This is a genomic window from Peribacillus sp. FW305-BF15 (genome assembly GCF_058783805.1).
The window spans coordinates 84,399-101,713 of record NZ_JBYSYV010000012.1 but is presented as its reverse complement, the minus strand read 5'-3'; the positions used below and the strand labels follow the sequence as shown (position 1 = coordinate 101,713).

Sequence of the window (17,315 nt, the reverse complement as noted above, 5' to 3'; positions counted from 1 at the left end):
TCAGGTTTTGAACACATTAACATACTATGGGGATATCTTTTTATGGGTACATTTTTCTTAGAAAATGGGCTAATAAATTATCATGAATTTATAAATGTATATTTATATTATCAAAATTCATCTCATAAAATAGAAAAAGAACGATTAGGAGGTGAATAGGTGTTGGCTATTGAATGGCTTGATTTTTTTATTTTAATATTGGCTACCTTCCGGTTAACACATTTAATTGTATTTGACGAAATTACTTCATTCATCAGAAAACCGTTCTTGACTGCCACCATCCAAGAAAATGCCTCTGGACAACTGGAGGAAATCATTGAAATAAAAGGATCGGGACTTCGTTATTTCATTGGTTCGCTTTTAAGTTGTTATTGGTGTGTAGGGTTTTGGTGTTCCGTCATTACTGTACTTATTTATTATTATTTACCTGCCGCTTTTCCACTCCTATTGGTCTTTGCTGTTGCGGGAGCTGCTGCTTTTATTGAATCTAAATCATGAAAGTATAATCGTTTAGGGTAAGACAATTAAAAGCATAATGAACTTTATGTATCGATATTCAGACTAATAGTATATGCTGAACATCATATAAATGCTTAATGGACAGAGAGGCTTATATATTCTTGGGTTTTAGATCAAAATCTATCCAAAACTGTTGTAGATTGATAGCAAGTACGAGGGCCATTACATTTTAATTTTAAGCATCAGGGAGCAAGCGATTGATTAAAATCCATTCGGTACGAATGGATTTTTTCTTATAATAATAGGAATTGAAATGGAAATATAAATATAAATTGGAGTAAAACTTCATTAAATACATGTAAGTCGAGATTATGGGGGTGAGCCGATTATTAGGCATATGATGCCGAAGAAATCTTTAGCCAGTTCGATCCGCTGAAAATAGGAATAAAACCATATTCTTAGAACACAGTTTCTCCTGCAAAAAATGTTAGAACTCCCCATACAAAAGATGAAGATAGATTAATATGTATGGGATTAAGCCAGGAAATGCTCAGGGAGGTACTTATCGCGACTTTTTAGTTAACTCGACCTAAGGTGGCTGAGTTCTTATTAGAGGCATGAAGATAAATGAAGGCGAGTAAGCTAATGTGAACGCGTTTAAAGAGATTATTCAAAAGTTGATAGCTTTTGGAGAGTATGTATCCGGAATTATCAATTTTCCATTTCGACAATTCGGTATTCTTTATTCAACGAATGGAGCAGGATAGTTCAAGTACAGTTATTGAAGGTTAGTAGATTTTAAGTGAATATAACGAAATGGAGGAGGATTAATGAAAGCAATCGTGTACACCAAGTACGGTCCCCCTGACGTTCTTCATTTGAAAGAGGTAGAAAAACCGGATCCTAAGGAGAATGAAATACTGATAAAAGTAAAAGCGGCAACGGTAACAATGGGGGATATTCGGTCACGGAGCTTTACAGTTCCCCTCTCTGTTTGGCTGCCAGCTCGGATTATTATGGGATTAAGACGTCCCAAGAAGACCATATTGGGCTTGGAGTTATCTGGAGAAGTTGAGTCAGTGGGCAAAGATGTCAAGCTGTTTAAAGCAGGTGACCAGATTTTTGCAGCTTCCCAAGTGGGCTATGGTGCTTATGCCGAGTATAAGTGCTTGCGTGAAGACGGGCCCGTTTCCATAAAACCTAATAATATATCTTTTGAGGAAGCCGCAGCCATTCCAATCGGGGCACGTACAGCATTGTTTTATCTTAGAAAAGCTAACGTTCAGAGTGGTCAAAAGGTTCTTGTCTATGGTGCTTCAGGGAGTGTAGGAAGTTATGCAGTACAAATTGCCAAGTATTTCGGAGCAAAAGTTACAGGGGTTTGCAGTACCGCGAATGTAGAATTGGTAAAATCCCTTGGAGCCGATAAGGTCATCGATTACACTTCAGAGGATTTTTCCAGAGGTGGTGGGACCTATGATGTTATCTTTGAAGCGGTAAACAAGAGTCCGTTTTCAGCTTGTATGAAATCGTTGAAGAAGGACGGAACCTATCTAAATGTCACAGTACCGGTACCAGGTGTTCGAATGCTATGGACTAAATTGACAACCGGCAAGAAGCTGATATTGAGTCAAAATTCATCAGAAACTCCCGAAGCTCTAAACTTCCTCAAGGAGCTTGTTGAAGCAGGGAAGTTAAAAGTGATCATTGACAGATGTTATGCGGTTGAAGAATTAGTTCAAGCCCATAGGTATGTAGAGAAAGGACACAAGAAGGGAAATGTCGTAATAACTATGGAACATAATGGGGAATCCTGATGGGTGAAACAACGAAGCCCTTAAAAAGATAAGAGTGTGTTCTTAATTATAAGGCAGCCGGTTTAGGAAGTATTGGGTACGGGTGTTATTGAGGTGCGTCGCTGGTACGATATAGATCTAATTATAGCAAAGGGAGTGGAAAAATGTTTCCGATTTTAGAAACAAAGCGGTTGGTCTTGAGAGAATTGGTTGAAGGTGATGCAGCAGATCTATTAAAATGTTTTTCCAATCCAGATGTATTAAGATATTATGGGCAAACTCCATTAACAAATACAGATCAGGTGAAGCAAATCATTAGGAATTTTTCAAAGAGTTACGAAGAAAAACATGGAATTAAATGGGGAATTGAATGGAAAGGAAAGGAGGGCATTATTGGAACGATTGGATTTCAAGAATGGTCTCATGAACATAAAAGAGCAGAACTGAGCTATGCACTTTTCCCAAAATATTGGGGTAACGGTTATGCAACAGAAGCTGTCAGTAAAGTGATTTCTTATGGTTTTAAAGAGCTTGAATTAACGCGTATTGGAGCAATTGTTTTTATTGAAAATAAAGCATCCAACAAATTGTTGATTAATTTAGGTTTCAAAAAGGAAGGGATATTAAGAAATTATATGTACCAAAATGATGTTTCATTTGATACTAATCTATACTCTCTTTTACTGTAAATCCTTAATGGTATGCCAATGAATATTGAAAGGTTCACAGACAAAAAAGTGGGGGATGATAACTGTTTTACGGGAATCAATAAATGAATATTCAGATATATATTTAAAAATTCATTGTTTTCCTGTAAGATAACAATATATAAAAAACCTGTCGACTTGTCGATTACTTAGAAAACGTGAGGAAAATAGAAATTATGGAATTCGAAAAAGGTGTTGAAAAAAGTTGGAGCAATCAACAAAACATAGCTCTAACAGCATATTTAAAGAAAATGAAGGGTGAAGCTAGGGAAAAGGATAGAATTGATTATATCGATTCCTTTGTTTCAGCTATGGGTGGGCTCATTGCTATAATCATTATTAGTTTTATAGCTGTCTATTTAGGGTATCCGATGGCATTAGCTCCTCTTGGGGCGAGCTGTGTCATTGTTTTTGGTGCGCATAAAAGTCTCTTGTCACAACCCCGTAATGTTATTGGAGGACATATTATCTCTACAACAATAGCTCTTATCATTTGGAGCATCTTTGGTAAAAGCTTATTCATTATCGGTCTCGTATTGGCCATTGTATTAATTATAATGACTTTTACAAAAACTATTCACCCGCCCGCAGCAGCTAGTGCCCTTGTTTCGATCAATTCTCAAGCTGGTTGGGGATTCCTGACTTCAATTGTAATTGGCACTTTATTATTAGTTTTTATATCGATGATTTATAATAATTTATTTCAAACAAGACAATATCCAAAACACTGGTTATGAAAATTTATATCACATGCTTTTATGTGACTGTTTTGGCTCATCCCTTATTGTTCTAACTGCCTTAATTCAATAAGCGGGGAGCTGCTTTTTTTTACTCTAAGAGTTAAAAACCTTACTTACCATCTTATTACATAAAAGTAACGTATGATAATGATTTACTAAAGCTTGATGGGCAGTGGTAAAATCCCAGTAAAAAAGGTGAATGTTCATGTCTGGAACATAATAGAAGATTCTTATCAAATCAGTTTGCAAAATATTCGCCGTCACTCTCAGCATATCCATTTAGGAATTAAAATTCTTTTCGTAATCCGGGGAGAAGTCGAGGTTCAGGAATTCGATGAATATCCATTTAAATTTTCAGGAGAACGGCCAACACTTGTGATTCGTCATTCCGATCAAAAAGGGGTTATTGCAGAATTATCGGATATTCTTTATCAAAAAGGGATCAATATAGCACGTATGGCCAATGAACGTTCCAAAATCAATGGTGCTGCCATAACGGTTTGTGAAATCGACAATATAATTGAAGACACTTTCTTATCTTTATTAAAAAGGGAGATTCCGATCATTGACGAAATTGTCTTGGTTCAAACTAAGTAGTTACCTGCAATCGTATTTTCGCTGATTCAAAAAGCATGGTATGCGATTAAATTCATAAAAGGCATTCGGAATTCTTTCCGAATGCCTCAGACTGTAGACAAACTCGATGAAAATCGAGTTTGTCTATTTTTATGGCTTGTACAATTTGGAGGTTGATTGGAACGTAGGGCACTCGCTTTCCGCGGGCGGTCGGGGAGCCTCCTCGGCTTTCGCCTGCGGGGTCTCCCCTAGACGCGCTTTTCCCGCAGGAGTCCCGTACACCCGCTCCAATCAACTTTGTCTTACCTTTTAGATAGAACACTTTTGCCTAGAGTCATTTTTGTTTTAAATCATTAATGGAACGAATACTGGCCATAGGCCTTTTTTTGATTTATTAATATATAAATTACATTGTTCTTATATTTTATTAATAATGCAAAGGTAGTATTTTAATTGTTAATACCCAAAAATTTAAAAATGAGGAGGATATTTGTCTATTTTCAAAATGATTACATAATGTAAGTGGCTAAACGATAAATAGGAGGAATTGATTTTGAAAGCGAAAAATAAAATTGCTGCAATGTTGACAGTTGTAACGGTAGGAGTAACAACTTCTTTATCAAGTGTACAAGCATTCTCGGAATCTTCAAATTCAGAAAATAAACGGAAACCGGAGCTCGTTTTTCCTGTAATCAGTGATGTACATATTGATGATGGATCAACTGCTGATATGAACAAGTTTAGAACAGCCATGGATCAATTAAACAAAGCTGCGCCTAAACAGGATGCTTTTGTGGTCGTTGGGGATTTAACGGACTATGGATACGCTACTGAATATGATAAGTTCTTCTCCATTTATAATGAGAAGAAACAAGCTGATGTCCAATCCATGTTTACAATGGGAAACCATGATTATTGGAATGGACTTTCCGTTGAACAAGCACAAGATCGTTTTCTCGAGAAATCAGGAATGGATTCCCTTTACTATCATAAAAAAGTAAATGGATATGATTTTATTACGTTAAGTCCCGAAAATGGTAATACGCATGGTTTATATTCTGTTAATCAAATTAACTGGCTAGGTGAAAAGTTAGCTGCAGCAGAAAAAGAGAATCCGGACCAACCAATCTTTGTTTTTCTTCATCAACACATTAAAGACACTGTATATGGAAGTGACTTGTGGGGGACTCAGGAAAACAAAGAACTTTTATATGATACGTTAAAAAAGCATCCACAAGTTATTACATTTTCAGGCCATTCTCATTATCCACTTGAGGACCCGAGAACGATTCATCAAAAAGACTTTACGTCTGTTGGCACGTCTTCTGTGAGTTATTTGGAATTAGAACCGGGTAAACTTCAAGGGTATCATCCAGAAGGATATCGGGATATTAGTCAAGGAATGATTGTAGAAGTATATAATAATGAAGTTATCATTAAAAAACGTGACTTTCATAAAGACGATTGGACAGGAAAACCATGGGTAATAAAAAATCCTTCTAAAAAAAATAAATTTAAATATACAGACGACCGAGATCAGTTGTCACCGTCTTTTACAGGTAAAGACAAGGCTTCGATTGTAAAAGAAAAATCGAAACTAAGAAGTTTTAATGTGACATTTCCCCAGGCGAAAGATAACGTGCTCGTACATTCTTATCACATAACGGCCAAAAACAAGGAATCAGGGGAGCTAGACGCAGATTTCACCGCATTTTCTGAATTCTATCTTGATCCTGTGCCAAAGAATTTAGAGTTCCCTGTAACCGGACTTAAGCCAGGAACAGATTATGAAATTAAGGTACAAGCACTGGATTCATTTAACAATAGCAGTAGAAAGGTGTTACTGGCTGATGGTCAGACAAAAGCACTGGAAATGGTCTCTGCACAAGCTTCTCCATCATTGGTAACGACAGGTGAATTGACTACACTACAAGTGAAGATGAAAAACTTTGGAAATGATAGTGTAAAAGGAAAAATTAAAGTTGATGCACCTGAAGGGTGGAGTGTGGAGCACAATGAACTTGAATATGAGCTTTCAGGATCTGAAGAAAAGAATTTGCCAATAAAAGCAATACCTAGTAAAGAAAGTTCCGGTTCTTCACAATTCACGATTACTGCTTACGAGGGAGGCCAAATAATTGGCTCCAAGAATATAAATATATTCGTCAACATGATGCTTGGAGAAAGTTTTGACCAATTGGACTCTGCATTAAAGCCAGCAGTGAATGAAAACATTCCAAGTTCCATTCTAGGTTGGAGCCATACAACTCCTAACGGCTGGTCGGTTACAAATAGCTCGAATATGCCAGCTGGTACAGAGGAGTGGCAAGGGTGGAGCTTCACAACAAAGGAATTTTGGACAAAAGCGGAAGACCAAGATCGTAGCAAATTTGAACTTGGACAAGGTGTTATAGCAGTAGCGGATCCTGATGAATGGGATGATAACGGTTCACCAGCATCAAAAGGCTTTTTTGATAGTACATTAACTTCCCCTTCTGTAAAAGTTGAGGGTGCAAAAGATCTATACGTAGGATTTGCTTCTCACTATAAACAAGAAGGAACACAAACAGCTGAAGTAACTGCTGTCTTTGATAATGGGGAAAAACAACAAGTTCTCGTTTATGACAATAAAGCAGCTTCGGATAATAAAAATGGACATGTTTTGAATAAGTATGAAGTTAAATCGATTAAGGTTCCTGAAGATGCATCTTCTATGAAATTACAATGGAGAATGCATAATGCGAAAAATAATTGGTTTTGGTCGATTGACGATATTAGATTGGATGACCAAATGATCATCTTGCCAAATTAATAAGAAGAACAGGTGAACTTTTCTTGAAATATATAAAAAGCGGACTTTCCTTAAGGGGAAGTTCGCTTTTTTCTATGTCTTACAAACTCGGGACAAATAGTAAACTAATAAACCTTCATGATCTTTTCCGTTTGCTTAATAAAGTTTCGCCTAATTAATTTCGTATTTTTAATGAAAATACTGAAGTGCATCTATATATAATTCTTGGATAATTTATAAATAATATCATTATTATAAAAGGTGTTTAAAAAAATTTTTAACAAAAAATAAGCTTAGCCGGGACCCGGCTAGATGCTTGCGTCGAGGAAGCTTGATAAACAGTCGGCGAAAAGGCGCTGATTTCGGAAATCATCTGAAACTTTCATAAATTAAAAAACCACAGGTACACTAAATAAAGACTTGGTTATACAGTATGATTTTTAATTGTTTAATACTGAAAACCCAATGGATTGAAGAAAATATGGATCACCCCTGCCTAATAATTGTCTATTCGATACCCCGCTAGATGTTTGCGGCGGGGAGGTTTGACAGACAGTAGGCGGTAAGGAAGCGGATTTTAGCATGTAGTTTTTCAAATAAAAAAATATAGATGTAAAATAGAATAGGATTTTTTCCAAGTATTTTAGAAAATTTTAAGATTTGTGTGATATCTTTTTTAAAGTTCTAAGAAAATTATTCATGGAAATGCAGGAACAGCAGATAAACGGTGAACTCTTCTATAAAAAAGTAAACGAGAGATCGATACGGGGTGAAAAATATTTGTCAATTAAAATGAGGTTTCTGTTGTCCTATGTTGGCGTAATTCTTATTTCCATCACTTTATTTTTAGCAGCTGGATTTTTACTTATTTTTGCAATAACAGGTGATGTAAAATCAATAGAGCATCTATATAAAAACTCTTATCTCCAAAAACCTTTGACTGCAGCAGAAGAAAGTGTGTTTCTCGATTTAAAGCTTTTGGCAAAAAATAACCCTGAACAGCTTCTGAACGAAGAGCAGCTGAAGAAGCTTGAACATGGAGATATTGAGATTGTCGTTAGAAAAGTTAATGACATTGAGTATGCGTCCCCCGCACTTGATAAGCTAGGCTTGGTTCAATCACTTCCCATGTTCGAAGAAACGAACATCAATACACGGGACACAATCAAAATGAAAGACTCTTTTTTCACTTATGTGAAGTTTGATTTTTATTTTTCGGATAAAAGTGAAGGAAGCATTTTTGTCATGAGAAAGGCAAGTTCCTATGCCGAGCTGATTCGGGAGTCATTTCCCATTTTATTCTTCCTATTGTTATTATTGTTTGTAATGATTATTGGACTTTTAAATTATTTAGTTTCAAGAAGCATCATCAAACCTATCTCAATACTTAAAGAGGGAGCGGAGCGGATAAAATCAGGAGATTTAAACTTTGAAATCAAAGCGACTTCGAATGATGAAATCGGACAATTGAATAGGGAATTTGAGGAAATGAGAAAAAAGTTAAAAGAGTCCATAAACCTCCAGCTTCAGTATGAGGAAAATCGCAAAGAACTTCTTTCCAATATTTCTCATGATTTGAAGACACCCATCACTTCGATTATGGGTTATGTTGAGGGGATAAAAGACGGGGTAGCAAACACCCCGCAGAAAATGGATAAGTATTTATCGACGGTATACCTGAAAGCAAGGGATATGGATTCATTGATAGATGAATTGTTTTTATTTTCAAAGTTGGATTTAAAAAAGGAACTATTCACTTTTGAAACGATCAGAATGGATAAATATTTGAAAGACTACGTAGAAGAGCTTCAACTGGATTTACTTCAACAAGGAATCCAAATTGAACTTCAACAGATGTATAAACCGATATACGTGTCAGCGGATAGAGAGAAACTGAAACGCGTATTGGCCAACCTAATCAGCAATTGTGTAAAGTATATGAATAAAGATGAAAAACACATTTCCATTTCTCTACATGAAGGACTATATGATGTAGTTGTACAAGTAACAGATAATGGTTATGGAATAGAATCTTCCGCTTTGCCTTATATTTTTAACCGCTTTTATCGGGCTGAGCAATCTAGGAATTCCCTGACAGGTGGAAGTGGTTTAGGACTTGCGATCGCAAAAAAAATTATCGACGAGCATGGAGGAGATATCTGGGCGACCAGTGAGATAGGAAAAGGTACAAGTGTTTTCTTTTCCATAAAGAAAGGTGAGGAAATGTGAAAAAGATATTACTTATTGAAGACGAAGTCAGTATTGCTGAATTGCAAAGGGACTATTTGGAAATTAGTGATTTTAGTGTCGATATTCAACATTCTGGTGATGCAGGTCTCCAACAGGCCCTTCAAGGAAATTATCATTTAATCATTTTGGACATCATGCTTCCGGGGTTAAATGGCTTTGAGATATGCAAACAAATACGTGCTGTCAAAAATATCCCGATTTTGCTTGTATCTGCGAAAAAGGAAGATATTGATAAAATTCGGGGGCTTGGACTAGGAGCGGATGATTATATTACAAAGCCCTTTAGTCCAAGTGAACTAGTTGCAAGAGTGAAAGCGCACTTAGCGCGTTATGAACGTTTATCAGGAAGTCACCCCAAATCTAATTCAATCTATGTTCATGGAATTTCAATAGATAAGTCAGCACGCAGGGTTCACATAAACGGGGAGGTGGTCCCGTTTACAACAAAGGAATTCGATACTTTAGTGTTTTTTGTCATGCATCCTAATCAAGTATTAAGTAAAGAGCAGCTCTATGAAAATATTTGGGGATTGGAATCGGCTGCGGATGTTTCGACTGTCACTGTCCATATCAGGAAACTACGTGAAAAAATTGAAAGAAATCCTGCACATCCTAAATTTTTGGAAACTGTTTGGGGAGCAGGGTATCGCTTTAATGTTTAAATAGTATATTTTATGACCCGTCACGAAGGTGACGGGATTTTTTTATAAAACCTTAAGAAACTTTATGAATAAGTTAATCATTTTTTAAGAAATTGTTTAGAGGGAGTTTAAGATTAAGCACTAATATTATGGAGACGGATTGAGAAAAGAACTAAAAAATAAAAGGGAGAAAAATACTCATGCAACCTCAAACACATTTATAGCACAAGTCATTTTGGTGCATCAAGATGACGGAAATTCGATTTGGGCAGATGAAAGGATGGTGTGTTTCATGTGGAGACGGCTAACGATTGTCATCGGATGCCTATTCATCCTTCAAGGGTGTGCCTTAGATAGCGAAAGAGAGCCAAATAATCAGCAAAAGGAGTCAGGAAAGGGAATGAATGAATTACTGATTCAAGCAGTAGCACGAAAAGAAACGGAAAGAATAAGGAGTTTGATTGAGGAAGGTGCAGATATTAATACACAGGACTCGGCAGGGCGAACCGCCACTATGATTGCGACTTATAACAACGATGCAGAGTCTGCAAAAATCCTTATTGAAGCAGGTGCAGACGTCAACATTCAGGATGAAATGAAAAATAGCCCCTTCTTGTATGCCGGTGCTGAAGGTTATCTAGATATAGTTAAACTTACGATTGAAGCAGGTGCCGACCCATCCATAACCAACCGTTATGGAGGAACGGCTTTAATCCCTGCTTCGGAACATGGATATGTAGAGGTTATTAAAGAACTCCTAACTAAAACTGATATTGATGTGAATCATGTAAATGATCTCGGTTGGACAGCTTTGCTAGAAGCTATCATTTTGAATGATGGTGATGGAAAACAGCAGCGAACAGTGCAATTGTTAATAGATCATGGTGCAGGTGTCAACATTCCTGATAATAATAATGTGACTCCTTTACAACATGCCCGCGAAAAAGGATTTAAAGAGATTGAACAAATTTTATTAACAGCAGGAGCAAAATAACCAGATTGCTATACTTTCATTTTGTAATGTCAATTGCACCGCTAGTTAATTAGAATCACAATAAGTTATGAGGAGACGAAAAAATGAACAAAAAAGCAAAAATTTCATCATCTATACTACTTGGATTAACATTGGCCCTAACAGGATGTAATAACACAAACGCACAAGACAGTCATAATGCACAGAAGCAGGAACAAACTGCCAAAGAAAGTAAACAAGAAAATAAGTTAACAGCAGGCCAGGAATTGACTAAAATTCTTAGTGGCACGAATTGGCAAGGTACAAAAGTTTATGATAAGAATAATAATGACTTAACAAAGGAGAATGCTAACTTTATTGGTCTCGCAAAATATGACGATGAAACATCCAGATATGAATTTTTTGATAAAAATACAAAAGAAAGTCGTGGTGATAAGGGAACTTTCTTTATTACCAATGGGAAGATGCGAGTGCTAATTTCAGAATCGATGGGTTACCAGGCCGTTGTTGAAATAACAGAACTGAATAAGGATATGTTTACTTATAAAAGAATGGGTAAAGATGCTAATGGTAATGACGTAGAGGTGTTTGTTGATCATATTCCTTATACGGAAACAGAACTTTCCTTTACAGATCCAGACAAAAATTTGGAAACTTACACAGGGGACGTAGAAACAGATGTTGATGGAGATAAAATTTTATCAAGCACCCCATGGCAAGGAACAGTGGCATTGGATGAAAAGGGAAATGATGTATCAAGCTATAACACGAATTATTTAGGTCTTGCAAAATATGATGATAAAACAAATAAGTATGAATTTTTTGATGCTAAAACCGGTGAAAGCCGTGGTGATTACGGCTATTACGATGTTGTTCACGGAAATAAGATAAGAGCACATGTTTCACTAGGGGAAAATAAATATGGCGCAGTTCTTGAAATTACAGAGCTTAATGAAAATAAATTCACTTATAAACGAATCGGTAAAGATAAAGAGGGAAAAGATATAACGATAACAGTGGAACATATACCTTATGAAGGTGATTTGAAACTAAAATCAACTAAGTAAAATAGTAAGAAAGGGATTTTGCTATTCATGCAAAATCCCTTTCTTGATATAGTAATAGAGTGGTGGTTAGAGATGTTTAAGCGTTAAACCGTTCAACAGATGTTTCCAGGTCATTAGCGAGCTTAACCATTGAGGAGGTGGAGAAGGAAATGTCCTCCATGGATTTGGCTTGTTGATCGGTTGATTGTGCCACTTGCTTTGAAGTCACTGCCGTTTCCCTTGTCAACCCTGCAAAATCTTCTATCGAAGCATTAATTTCCTGAGAACTTGCTGCCATCTGCTCTGTAATGGCTGATATTTCTTGAATCTGATCACTAACATGCTCAAAAGATTTTATAGTCTGTTTAAAAGTTTCTCTAGTATTCAGCACAAATTTTGTCCCTTCTTCTACCTCATTAGTTCCAGTTTCCATCATTTTCACTGATTCATTTATGATGGATTTAAAATGAAGCAGGGACTCTTGAATATGGATTGCAGATTCCTTTGTGCCCACTGCCAATTTCCGTACCTCGTTCGATACCACCGCAAAACCTTTACCTTGTTCACCGGCTCTAGCAGCTTCAATTGCCGCATTTAGTGATAGCAGGTTTGTTTGCTCGGCAATTCCTGTAATTACATGTACAATATTCACAATCTCATTTGCTTGATCGTCCAAATTCTTTATTCTTGAACTTGTTTGCAGCATCACATCTTTTACTTGCAGAATTTGATTTGAGAGTTCATTTATATCCTGATTTCCAATGGACATCCTAGTTGAAACATGATTTGTCTGTTCGCTGACTTCAGAAGAAGCTTCGGCAATTCTTTGTATACCTATGGTCATTTCCTCGATGACCCTCGATGATTCTTCACTTCTGTGCAATTGTACTTCCGCAGCTCCTGCAACTTGCTGAATCCCATTGACGATATACTGTGTGGAAGTATCCATTTCTTTGATTTTGTATTCGATATCACTTGATGATTCCATTATCTGGAATGATGAGCTTTTCATGGAATTGACGATCCTAGTTGTATTGGTGATCATTTCTTCAAAGGATTTCACTAAAACCTTGATTTCGTCGTTTCCCTTAACCCTTATGTTGCTAATCAGTTTATTGGCTGTTAATAAATCCCCATTTGAGATTTCCTTTGCAGCCAAGCTGACCTTGAGAAGCGGTGTTAACTTTTTAGTCAAGAACCATATTAGTGCACCTACCACGATCGCCATTAAGATTACATTGATTATTATCATCAGGGGCAGGATGCCACCCAGAACCTTGCTGGCCGTAGCATCGACTTTGCTGGCATCGATATCCACCCCTAGAATTCCAATGACCTCGTTACCATTCTTTATGGGAACGAAAACGGATAAATAGTCACCATATTCAGGATCATGAACGATGGAAGTAGTTGAAGCCTTTCCCTTCATGACGCTTTCTACATCCTGAAATGAAGTTGCAGTTGTGGGTGTTAAAATGGGAGATGCTTTATTATTTCCCTTACCCATTCCGTCTATAAGAATATGGACTTTTTCGCTATTTTCGTCAATTCCCAATGTATATACATATAATGCTCCAGTTTTTTGTCTATAATCGTCTAACTGCTCGCGTATTTCCCAATATGTAGAGGTTTCGGATTGATTACTTAAAAAATCAGCATAAGATGTTGGATTTATTCCTTGAGAGATGTTGCTTGCTATGTCTAAGCTGCTCATAGCGATTGTTTTCTCAACCGTATCATTTGTACTTTTATACATTAATAATAAACTTCCAATTAATGTAATGATCATGCCTGTTAAAAGAACAAAACCTATTTTCGTACTGAGTTTATTCATCTTTGTTTATTCCTTCCCCGTGTTATATATTTACCATGTGTTATATATCGGTAATAATTAAATTTATTTAATGAGTCCTTTTTAAAACCCTCGGGTGGAGTTTTTATCCTTCAGATTTCAATCTGTTGTAAGAGGGGTTCATATTGATTTTCCATCCTATAAATATTCTAATATAGAAAAAAACGACTTTTATCTTTCCCTTTTTGTTTCTAAAAATCTCAACTTAAATATTAATTAGAGAAATGGAGAATTTGTTAAATTGTTAAATTGTTATAAAATTCAAAAAATGGTTTGACATTAATAAAAATGGGAGCTTATAATCAACGTAAGATATAAAATTCGAAAACTGAGTTTTATATTATAGAACAAATTAATCGTTAATTTTATTAAGGTAATGGCTTAAAAAGTGAATCAACTTGTGAAACGTAATGAGAAGTGAAGTGTTTTTTCCTCACTCACAATAAAACAAAAACTGAGTTTTATATTATAAAACGATTTGGTTTTTGCTTATACAATGGTGAGGAGTAGTTTTAAAGATCAGCCTTAAATGATAACGCTTACAAAAAATCGGGGAGGGTTTTTATTGAAAAAAAATAAGCTATTTGTATTTTCCACAAGCTTAACTCTTGCAATGACATTCCTTTTATCAGGATGTGGTGGAGGTGAGGGAGAAAAAACCAGTGGATCTGGAGTTGAAAAGAAAACTATAAAAGTGGCACATTATTTTGCTGAAAATCATCCTCAAAACATTGCTTTGAAAGAAAAGTTTAAAAAATTGGTTGAAAAGGAGAGTAATGGTGAACTAGAGGTTCGGATTTATGCGAACAGTACATTAGGTGCAGAAAAAGAATTTTATGACGGCGTCAGAAACGGAACGATCGAAATGGGTGTTCCAGGGCTAATTATGCAGTCGGACATTCCTAAAATGGGTGTTCCGGAATGGCCCTTCCTATTCAGGGATTACGATCATGTAAAGAAGGTATTGAATGGACCTATCGGAGAGGAATTGACAGAAGATCTTGATCCAAAGCATGGGGTGACACCGCTCGCATGGAGTGCTAACGGTTTTAGGATGTTTTCGAGTAATCGTCCAATTAAGAGTATGAAAGATTTTGATGGACTTCGACTTAGAATGCCGAACATCCCGAATTACATAAAATTAGGTGAATCATTGGGGGCAAACGTTAGCCCATTGCCTATTTCAGAAGTTTTTACCGCACTTGAACAAAAAGTTGTAGATGCTCAGGATAATCCCATAGCCACACTGAGATCCTCGGGGTGGAATGAAGTACAAAGTGATGTACTAGAATCCAAGCATATGTTCAGCCCCAATATTTACATTATCAATAGCAAATTCTATAAAGGGCTAACAAAAGAGCAACAAAAAATCATTCAAAAAGCAGCAAAGGAGTCGGCAGCATATGAGTTTGAATTGATGGAAAAAAGTTATGAAGATGACAAAGCATATCTTAAGGATAATGGAATCAAATTCACTACGCCTGACAAAGACTTTTCAGAAAAAATGTTAAAAGCATCTCAACCTGTTTATGATGAGGCCTTTGAGGAAAATGACTGGGCGGAGGAGCTCGTCGGAAAAATAAAAGCAGAATGAAGTAGGCGCTCTAGATAGGAAGGGGGAGATGTAGGTGAATAAAATATCAAGAATCTTGGAAAATTCGTTAAACATTATTATGGCAATTGCTTTAGCAATAATGGTCGTACTCGTGTTTGGTAATGTGGTCCTCCGTTATTTCTTTAATTCAGGGATTACTTGGTCAGAAGAAATGTCAAGGTATCTCTTTATTTGGTTGACGTTCCTCGGCGCCATCGGAGCTTTCAAAAACAAAGAACACTTAGGTGTCGACATGGTCATCAAACGGCTCCCGAATAAGATGAAAAAAGTGGTTCTAGTTATTAGTGATTTGATGATGTTATTCGTTCTTATCCTGATCTTGGATGGCAGCTGGAAAATGACATTGATAAACATTGACAGTACTGCACCGGCCACTGGCATGCCACTCGCATTTGTATATGGGACAGGTATTCTTGTGAGTGTGTCAATGGGCAGCATGATCATCTTCAATTTGTATCGAATTTTCTTCAATAAAATTAAAGACGAAGAATTGGTGATGATAAGTGAGTCAGAAGAACTAATTTCTCTCCATACTGATGAATTTGCTTCAGATATTAGAATTGTCAAGGAGGAGAAACAGGGATGATAGGTGTATTTGTCGGATCTTTACTGGGAGCCATGGGACTAGGAATACCTATTGCCTTTGCCTTACTTGTGAGTAGTGTAGTGTTAATGTATTTCCTTGGCATTTTTGATAGTCAAATAATCGCACAAAATTTAATCAGTGGCGCTGATAACTTCCCTCTAATGGCCATACCGTTCTTTATGCTGGCAGGAGAGGCGATGAATAGGGGCGGATTATCACGGCGTATCGTTGAGATGGCAATGAACCTGGTTGGTCATATCAAGGGAGGCCTTGGCTATGTTGCGATCATTGCGAGTGTGTTGTTTGCAAGTTTATCAGGATCTGCTGTTGCCGATACAGCAGCGCTTGGGGCTATATTAATTCCAATGATGGTGAAGTCAGGGTATGATGTGAACCGGTCAAGTGGGCTGATTGCATCCGGTGGTATCATTGCCCCGATCATTCCGCCAAGTATTGGCTTTATCATTTTCGGTGTCGCAAGTGGAGTGTCCATTACAAAGCTGTTTATGGCAGGAATAGTTCCTGGTATATTACTAGCGGTTGGACTAACGGTTACCTGGGCCATTGTTGCACGAAAAGATAAAGTCGCCGTTAACCCTCGAGCTTCAACAAAAGAAATTCTTACTTCTCTTCGCCAAGGCGTTTGGGCTCTATTCCTGCCCGTCATCATCATTGGTGGATTGAAATTCGGTTTATTTACACCGACTGAAGCGGCAGTGGTGGCTGCAGTCTATGCAATATTTGTCGGTCTTGTAATCTATCGTGAAATGAAAGTGAAAGATTTGTATGAGGTCTTTGTACATGCAGGAAAAATGACGAGCGTTGTCATGTTTCTGGTCGCTGCAGCTCTCGTATCCTCCTGGCTGATAACTGTAGCGGATTTACCTGGTCAGGTGATTGGATTGCTGGAGCCATTTATGGATCATCCATTCCTTCTATTAATAATGATAAACCTATTGGTCATCGTAGTTGGAACTGCTATGGATATGACGCCGACAATCCTTATTCTAACACCTGTATTGATGCCGTTGGTGGTCGCTGCAGGTATTGACCCAGTTTACTTCGGTGTCCTGTTTATCCTGAATAACGCCATCGGTTTACTTACACCACCAGTCGGAACCGTGTTAAATGTCATGTGCGGCATAAGTAAGATCAGTATGGAAGATATCATGAAGGGGATTTGGCCTTTCTTGCTCGTGGAAGTAATTGTATTGATCTTGTTGATTTTGTTTCCTTCCTTAGTGCTGGTTCCTCTAGAATGGTTTACCTCCTAACGGAATTAA

Annotated in this window: 14 protein-coding genes; 13 read left to right on the top strand and 1 reads right to left on the bottom strand. The window is 37.0% G+C overall.

Annotated features, from left to right (window positions below):
* Nucleotides 1-159: 159 nt before the first annotated feature.
* From AC3WLU_RS14740 to AC3WLU_RS14695, 10 genes are all read left to right on the top strand, one after another.
* Nucleotides 160-498 carry a DUF1360 domain-containing protein gene (locus tag AC3WLU_RS14740; protein WP_476109298.1) on the top strand — a complete coding sequence of 113 codons (339 nt, stop codon included), beginning with the start codon at nt 160-162 and terminating at the stop codon, nt 496-498.
* A gap of 791 nt (nt 499-1,289) precedes the next feature.
* Nucleotides 1,290-2,276, top strand: a complete 987-nt coding sequence (locus AC3WLU_RS14735; protein WP_492597469.1) for an NAD(P)-dependent alcohol dehydrogenase — start codon at nt 1,290-1,292, stop codon at nt 2,274-2,276.
* Nucleotides 2,277-2,419: 143 nt separating this feature from the next.
* Complete coding sequence (locus AC3WLU_RS14730; RefSeq protein ID WP_239858253.1) at nt 2,420-2,944, top strand: GNAT family N-acetyltransferase; 525 nt, start codon at nt 2,420-2,422, stop codon at nt 2,942-2,944.
* Nucleotides 2,945-3,138: 194 nt separating this feature from the next.
* Nucleotides 3,139-3,699, top strand: a complete 561-nt coding sequence (locus tag AC3WLU_RS14725) for an HPP family protein (protein WP_492597468.1) — start codon at nt 3,139-3,141, stop codon at nt 3,697-3,699.
* A gap of 165 nt (nt 3,700-3,864) precedes the next feature.
* On the top strand, nt 3,865-4,299 hold the full coding sequence (locus AC3WLU_RS14720) for a hypothetical protein (RefSeq protein WP_492597467.1): 435 nt from the start codon (nt 3,865-3,867) through the stop codon (nt 4,297-4,299).
* A gap of 532 nt (nt 4,300-4,831) precedes the next feature.
* Nucleotides 4,832-7,090, top strand: a complete 2,259-nt coding sequence (locus AC3WLU_RS14715; RefSeq protein ID WP_492597466.1) for a metallophosphoesterase — start codon at nt 4,832-4,834, stop codon at nt 7,088-7,090.
* Nucleotides 7,091-7,849: 759 nt separating this feature from the next.
* A complete protein-coding gene (locus tag AC3WLU_RS14710; RefSeq protein WP_440439183.1) occupies nt 7,850-9,298 on the top strand; it encodes a sensor histidine kinase in 1,449 nt (482 codons plus the stop codon).
* Complete coding sequence (locus AC3WLU_RS14705; protein ID WP_400449385.1) at nt 9,295-9,981, top strand: response regulator transcription factor; 687 nt, start codon at nt 9,295-9,297, stop codon at nt 9,979-9,981. Before AC3WLU_RS14710 ends, AC3WLU_RS14705 begins: the two co-directional genes overlap by 4 nt.
* Nucleotides 9,982-10,252: 271 nt before the next feature.
* Nucleotides 10,253-10,954, top strand: coding sequence for an ankyrin repeat domain-containing protein (locus AC3WLU_RS14700; RefSeq protein WP_492597465.1), 702 nt, complete (start codon nt 10,253-10,255; stop codon nt 10,952-10,954).
* 83 nt (nt 10,955-11,037) lie between these two features.
* Nucleotides 11,038-12,000 (top strand): DUF4822 domain-containing protein, encoded by a 963-nt coding sequence (locus tag AC3WLU_RS14695; RefSeq protein WP_278089495.1) that lies wholly within the window; start codon nt 11,038-11,040, stop codon nt 11,998-12,000.
* Nucleotides 12,001-12,076: 76 nt separating this feature from the next.
* On the opposite strand, the gene AC3WLU_RS14690 is transcribed toward AC3WLU_RS14695, so the two are convergent.
* Nucleotides 12,077-13,813 (bottom strand): methyl-accepting chemotaxis protein, encoded by a 1,737-nt coding sequence (locus AC3WLU_RS14690; RefSeq protein WP_492597464.1) that lies wholly within the window; start codon nt 13,811-13,813, stop codon nt 12,077-12,079.
* 583 nt (nt 13,814-14,396) lie between these two features.
* Between AC3WLU_RS14690 and AC3WLU_RS14685 the strand changes: the two genes are divergently transcribed.
* Genes AC3WLU_RS14685 through AC3WLU_RS14675 form a run of 3 tightly spaced genes read left to right on the top strand, consistent with a single transcriptional unit; the run spans nt 14,397 to nt 17,306 of the window.
* The gene (locus tag AC3WLU_RS14685; RefSeq protein ID WP_413003382.1) at nt 14,397-15,425 is read left to right on the top strand and encodes a TRAP transporter substrate-binding protein; all 1,029 of its coding nucleotides are present in this window, start codon (nt 14,397-14,399) and stop codon (nt 15,423-15,425) included.
* A gap of 34 nt (nt 15,426-15,459) precedes the next feature.
* Nucleotides 15,460-16,032 carry a TRAP transporter small permease gene (locus tag AC3WLU_RS14680; protein WP_034307155.1) on the top strand — a complete coding sequence of 191 codons (573 nt, stop codon included), beginning with the start codon at nt 15,460-15,462 and terminating at the stop codon, nt 16,030-16,032.
* Nucleotides 16,029-17,306, top strand: a complete 1,278-nt coding sequence (locus tag AC3WLU_RS14675; RefSeq protein ID WP_063576079.1) for a TRAP transporter large permease — start codon at nt 16,029-16,031, stop codon at nt 17,304-17,306. Before AC3WLU_RS14680 ends, AC3WLU_RS14675 begins: the two co-directional genes overlap by 4 nt.
* Nucleotides 17,307-17,315 lie beyond the last annotated feature (9 nt).